Source organism: Methylobacterium bullatum (genome assembly GCF_014845095.1).
In the GTDB taxonomy this organism is placed as follows: domain Bacteria; phylum Pseudomonadota; class Alphaproteobacteria; order Rhizobiales; family Beijerinckiaceae; genus Methylobacterium; species Methylobacterium bullatum.
Genome location: NZ_NKUG01000230.1, coordinates 1 through 4857, shown reverse-complemented (window position 1 = coordinate 4857; position 4857 = coordinate 1). Strand labels below are relative to the sequence as shown.

General features: G+C 66.1%; 7 protein-coding genes. All 7 read right to left on the bottom strand.

Features of this window, described 5'->3' with window-relative positions:
- The coding region (locus MBTS_RS22490) for an AMP-binding protein (RefSeq protein WP_192216529.1) at positions 1–933 on the bottom strand (933 nt) is incomplete at its 3' end.
- Positions 934–1052: 119 nt separating this feature from the next.
- Positions 1053–1217 (bottom strand): hypothetical protein, encoded by a 165-nt coding sequence (locus tag MBTS_RS22485; protein WP_187273429.1) that lies wholly within the window; start codon positions 1215–1217, stop codon positions 1053–1055.
- A 51-nt stretch (positions 1218–1268) separates the two neighbouring features.
- Positions 1269–1517, bottom strand: coding sequence for a hypothetical protein (locus tag MBTS_RS22480; protein WP_147832489.1), 249 nt, complete (start codon positions 1515–1517; stop codon positions 1269–1271).
- Positions 1518–1856: a hypothetical protein gene (locus tag MBTS_RS22475; RefSeq protein WP_147832488.1), complete on the bottom strand. Its 339-nt coding sequence runs from the start codon at positions 1854–1856 to the stop codon at positions 1518–1520.
- Between the two features lie 51 nt (positions 1857–1907).
- Positions 1908–3161, bottom strand: a complete 1254-nt coding sequence (locus MBTS_RS22470) for a DUF2254 domain-containing protein (RefSeq protein ID WP_192216528.1) — start codon at positions 3159–3161, stop codon at positions 1908–1910.
- Positions 3162–3253: 92 nt separating this feature from the next.
- Positions 3254–4228, bottom strand: a complete 975-nt coding sequence (cysK, locus tag MBTS_RS22465) for a cysteine synthase A (RefSeq protein ID WP_147832486.1) — start codon at positions 4226–4228, stop codon at positions 3254–3256.
- Positions 4229–4508: 280 nt separating this feature from the next.
- Positions 4509–4679, bottom strand: a complete 171-nt coding sequence (locus tag MBTS_RS22460) for a hypothetical protein (protein WP_018041962.1) — start codon at positions 4677–4679, stop codon at positions 4509–4511.
- Between the last annotated feature and the right edge of the window lie 178 nt (positions 4680–4857).

The window sequence follows — 4857 nt, the reverse complement described above, 5'->3', positions numbered from 1 at the left end:
GGCGACGCGCCGGGGCAGGGGGCGGCGCTCGGAATCGGTGGCGTTGAGCAGCAACTGCATCACGATCGGCGCGCCGCACAGATGGGTGACGCTGTGCTCGGCAAGTGCTTGGTAGAGTGCGCCGGCCCGGACTTGGCGCAGGCAGACATGGGTGCCGGCCACCACCGACAGGGTCCAGGGGAAGCACCAGCCGTTGCAGTGGAACATCGGCAGGGTCCAGAGATAAACCGGGTGCTGCCCAAGATTGCCGGTGATGACGTTGCCGAGAGACAGGAGCGCCGCGCCGCGGTGATGATAGACCACTCCCTTCGGGTCGCCGGTCGTGCCCGAGGTGTAGTTCAGCGAGATCGCGTCCCATTCGTCCGCCGGCATCGCCCAGTCGGACGTCGGGTCGCCCCCGGCCAGCAGGGCCTCGTAGTCAACGGTGCCGATGGCGGTGCCTTCGCCGGTGAACACCGGATCGTCCACATCGATGACGAGGGGCTTTGCTTCGACCTGCTCCAGTGCGGGGCCGACGACCCGGCTGAACTCCCGATCGGTGATCAGCACCTTGGCCTCACCGTGGTCGAGGCAGAAGGCCAAGCCGGCCGCGTCGAGACGGGTGTTCAAGGTGTTGAGCACCGCGCCGGACATCGGCACCCCGTAATGGCACTCGATCATTTCGGGGGTGTTGGCGAGCATGACAGCCACCGTGTCGCCCCGGCCGATGCCGCGCGCTTTGAGCGCCGCCGCGAGACGTCGGCTGCGCTCGTAGAGCTCGGCATAGGTTCGGCGCAAGTCACCGTGGATCACCGCCACATGGTCGGGAAACACCCGCGCCGCCCGGTCGAGGTAACTCAGCGGTGTCAGCGGCTGGTGATTGGCCGGGTTTCGGTCGAGGTCCCGATCGTAGATCGACGTCGCGTCTCCTACGACCGAATCGGGGGCATTCATGGCGTCTGTCTCCCTTTGGAACACAGTACCCGCCTCACCGGTGCGCTCAATGGTCTTCGCGACTTGTGGACGAAGGGCATGTTTCGATCGAAGACCACGCCCTTCATCGTCATGACGCTTCAGCCGCCGCCGGGATCGGTCTCGTCATCAGGCGACTTGTCGCCCTGCGGCCCTTGTCCCGGTTTGCCTTCGGTCTTCTCATTGGGATCCATCACGGCATCGGGTGCCGAGTTGGCCGGCTTTCCCTGCGGTGGCTTATCGTTCTTGTCCACATCGTCCAGCATGGGTGTTGCTCTCCTCATTCGAAGCGTCACGTCGTCCCCTGACGATGCGTCTCACCGCTTGCGGTCCGATTGGCCATTCGACGAACCGCCCACGGGAGTCGGGTTGCGCCCGGCCTTGTCGGCGTCCTTGTTCCAGTTCGCCTTCCGGTCGGTATCGCTGAGGCCGCCCGGATCGATGCCGGTGATGGCCGCCTGTTGCGCGGTCTGGTGTCCACCCTCGAACGCAGGCTCGCCCCGGGATCCGACATTGTTGGGCTTGCGCGTCGCGGCATCGGTGGGCTGCTTGTCAAAATCCGACATCTAGCTCTCCTCGTCCTTGCCGACGCTCGCGGTGGCGCGATCGATGGAATCCTTCGCCGCCGCGCTCTGAGACTCGGCTTTCTGCGAAGCATCACCGATGGCCCGGATGTTCTCGGCCGGAACTTCCATCTCAGTCTGGTCGGTGGCGTCCTCACTCGGCGTCCCGGACGCGATACGGGCAGTCTCCGCCTCTCCCGAGGGATCGCCTTTGAGATCGGCTTGTGTGCGCGACGGGATGCCGACATCACGGGCATTGTCCTGGCCGGGATTTTGGCCGTTTCGATCGGTATAGGTGTCGAAATTCTTCAGCGAAGGGCGCTGGCGCGGCTCAACCGTCATGGTGTCCTCCAATGTTGGAGGTTCAACCACTCCATGGGCCGCGAGGTTGCGTCAGCCTCGATGGCCGACGAGGGCATGAGCGGCTCGCAGGACTTCGAGATCATCGGGCAAGTCGAGGAGTTTCTCCGCCCGCGCGAGTGCATTGTCCGCCTCCCGGCGTGCGGCCGCCTGAAAGTCGGGGCCGCCAATGGCGTGAAGGGCGGCGAGCGCCTTTTGCAGGCGCACCCCAACCTCGGCGCAAGCGGCACCGTCGCGGCCGATGGGACGGAACGCGTCGGCGAACAGGTCCGCCACCTCGATGCCCGGTACCCGCAGGCGTGGGTAGATCTCGCCCCGTGTCGGGGCGGCCCGGCATTCGGCCCAGAGCGTCAGAACCCTTACTTGCGTCCCGATGACGTCGATCGGCGTGCCGGGATCGTTGATAGCCGCAGACAGCCCGCGCGAGGCGACTTCAGTAAGGACGATGATACCGAAGCGCGGATCATCGTCGAAGCTGCGCCTGTCGCCGATGACGAAGGCCTTGGTGATGCCGGCCAGGGTCGCGGCGTCGGGATTGCCGTCGATCTCTACCAGGAGTCGGCCCCGATGGACGAAGCTGCCTGGTAGGACCGCAAGGTGCAGGACGAGGTCCGACGCCTCGCCGAGCGCCTCCAGCGCCCCGGAATCCACATGCTGGATGTATCCCGTGCTCTGCGCTTGCACGGCGATCGCGCCCTCCGGCGCGGGGCACCAGGGCAGCCCACCGAGATAGGGTGCCTCGGCCCGCCGCCTGATCGCGGCACAGGCCGCCTCTTCGATGGCGTCGACGGTCTCGCCGACCCGGCCGAGATGGGCCAGGGTGTCGATCCAGCGTACCAGGGTGACGACCACCGAGGCGAGGACGACGAGGGTGAGGCCGAACAGGATGACCCGGCCCTGATCGCCGTAGAAATGGGTCTTGAGCGCGATCAGTCCGACCACGCTGTAGACGAAGGCGCCGATGAAGCTCGCCACCGCATTCTGCGCGCGGGTATCCTCCATCAGCAGGGTCACGGCACGGGGCGTCACGTTGCTGGTGGCGCCGCCATAGGCCTGCACCATGATCGAGAGCGAGAATGTCGCCACCGGCAACATGCTCGTCGCGAGCACGGACAGGATCTGGTCGACGGCGTCGGCGCCGATCGATCGGGCTATCTCGATGGGGATCAGCGGCGCGCCGAAGGCCGAGGCGAGCGCGGCCGCGACACCGGCTCCGCAGAATGCAGCCACCCGCAGCCAGGGGCGGCGGGTGGCGCGGCGGATCCGATACAGGGCAGTTGAGGACAAGGGCGGCCTTCAGAAAGGGGCTCGAAAGCCACAGGGAGAAAGCGCCGTCGTCTTGGAAAAGTCGGCCCCGTGGCAGGGCCGGCCGTCGGAGGTCAGATCCCCTCGAAGAGCGTCGAGGAAATGTAGCGCTCGGCAAACGAGCAGGCCACCGTGACGATGCGCTTGCCCTGGAACTCCGGCCGCGCCGCCAGTTTCAGAGCTGCGGCGACGTTGCCGCCGGTGGAGATGCCGCCGGGGATGCCTTCGAGTTTGGCGAGAAGCCGGGCGGTGTCGAAGGCTTCCTGGTTCGAGACCGTGATCACCTCGTCGATGACCTCGCGGTCGAGGTTGCCGGGGATGAACCCGGCGCCGATGCCCTGGATCTTGTGCGGGCCGGGCTGGCCGCCGGAGATGACGGGCGAATCGGTTGGCTCCACGGCGACGACCTTGAGGTTGGGCAGGCGCGGCTTCAGCACGCTGCCGACGCCCGTGATGGTGCCGCCGGTGCCGACGCCGGCCACGAACGCGTCGAGCTGGCCCTGGGTGTCGTTCCAGATCTCTTCGGCCGTGGTCTTGCGGTGGATCTCGGGGTTGGCCGGGTTCGAGAATTGCTGCGGCATGATCGCGCCGGGAATCTCGTTGAGAAGCTCTTCGGCCTTGCTGATCGCGCCCTTCATGCCCTGCGGGCCAGGGGTGAGGGCGAGTTCCGCGCCGAGGAAGGCCAGCATCTTGCGGCGCTCCAGCGACATGGTCTCGGGCATGACGAGGATCAGGCGGTAGCCGCGCGCCGCCGCCACGAAGGCCAGGGCGATGCCGGTATTGCCGGAGGTGGGCTCCACCAGCGTGCCGCCCGGCTTCAACTGGCCGGAGGCTTCGAGGGCGTCGATCATGTTGACGCCGATCCGGTCCTTCACACTGGCGATCGGGTTGAAGAACTCGAGCTTCAGCAGGATCTCGGCATCGACGCCGCGCTCCTTGGTGATCCGGTTGAGCCGGACCAGGGGCGTGTTGCCGATCGTCTCGGTGATCGAGCCGTAGATGTGGCCGTGGCCGGGTTTGCGGGACTGCGAGGGGCTGGTGTCGGCCATGACGAGATCTCCTGATCGGCTCTTACGCATTGCGAAGGCCTCGACAGGCCCTGCGCTCGGTGTGCGCCGGGATATCGCGTCGCTCTAGGCGAGGCAATCGGCAATGGCCGCAGGTCAAAGACAAATCTTCTCTGTCTTCAACAGTCTGAATCATCAGTAGAAATATTGATTTGTTTGGTGCGGCATCGGGAGAATTTAGTTCTCGCGATGCCGCGAGCGGCCTGTCATCCCAGATCTTCCGCGCAGTCGAGTGCCGATCAATGCCGGGATCGGGCGGCGTTCACGAGAACAGGACCATCGCGGACAGCACGAGCAGAGTCGCGCAAAGCGGCGTCGACAGCGCGATCCGGAAGGCTCCCGGATGCAGGCTCGGCGGGCAGGTATAGACGGCCTGTTCGCGGACGCCGCTGCGGACGACGCTCCCCGTCGCCCATTCCAGTCGCTTCACCATTTCGCTTCCCCTCGCCTCAACCGCGATTGGCAGAAGGCGACGGGGGCATTGAACGAGGGGTAAAGCCGGGCCGGAGACCTCGGATCGTCGTCAACGCGGTCTTAAAGCGAGGTCGATCTTCGCGAAGGAGTCGGCGTCAGTGCGCCCGACGAATCTGCACCGAGGGGGTGGGCAGGGC

Coding starts and splice junctions, on each gene's coding strand:
- MBTS_RS22485 (WP_187273429.1), bottom strand. CDS start 1,217: ATGCTGGACGATGTGGACAAGAACGATAAGCCACCGCAGGGAAAGCCG.
- cysK (WP_147832486.1), bottom strand. CDS start 4,228: ATGGCCGACACCAGCCCCTCGCAGTCCCGCAAACCCGGCCACGGCCAC.
- MBTS_RS22480 (WP_147832489.1), bottom strand. CDS start 1,517: ATGTCGGATTTTGACAAGCAGCCCACCGATGCCGCGACGCGCAAGCCC.
- MBTS_RS22460 (WP_018041962.1), bottom strand. CDS start 4,679: ATGGTGAAGCGACTGGAATGGGCGACGGGGAGCGTCGTCCGCAGCGGC.
- MBTS_RS22475 (WP_147832488.1), bottom strand. CDS start 1,856: ATGACGGTTGAGCCGCGCCAGCGCCCTTCGCTGAAGAATTTCGACACC.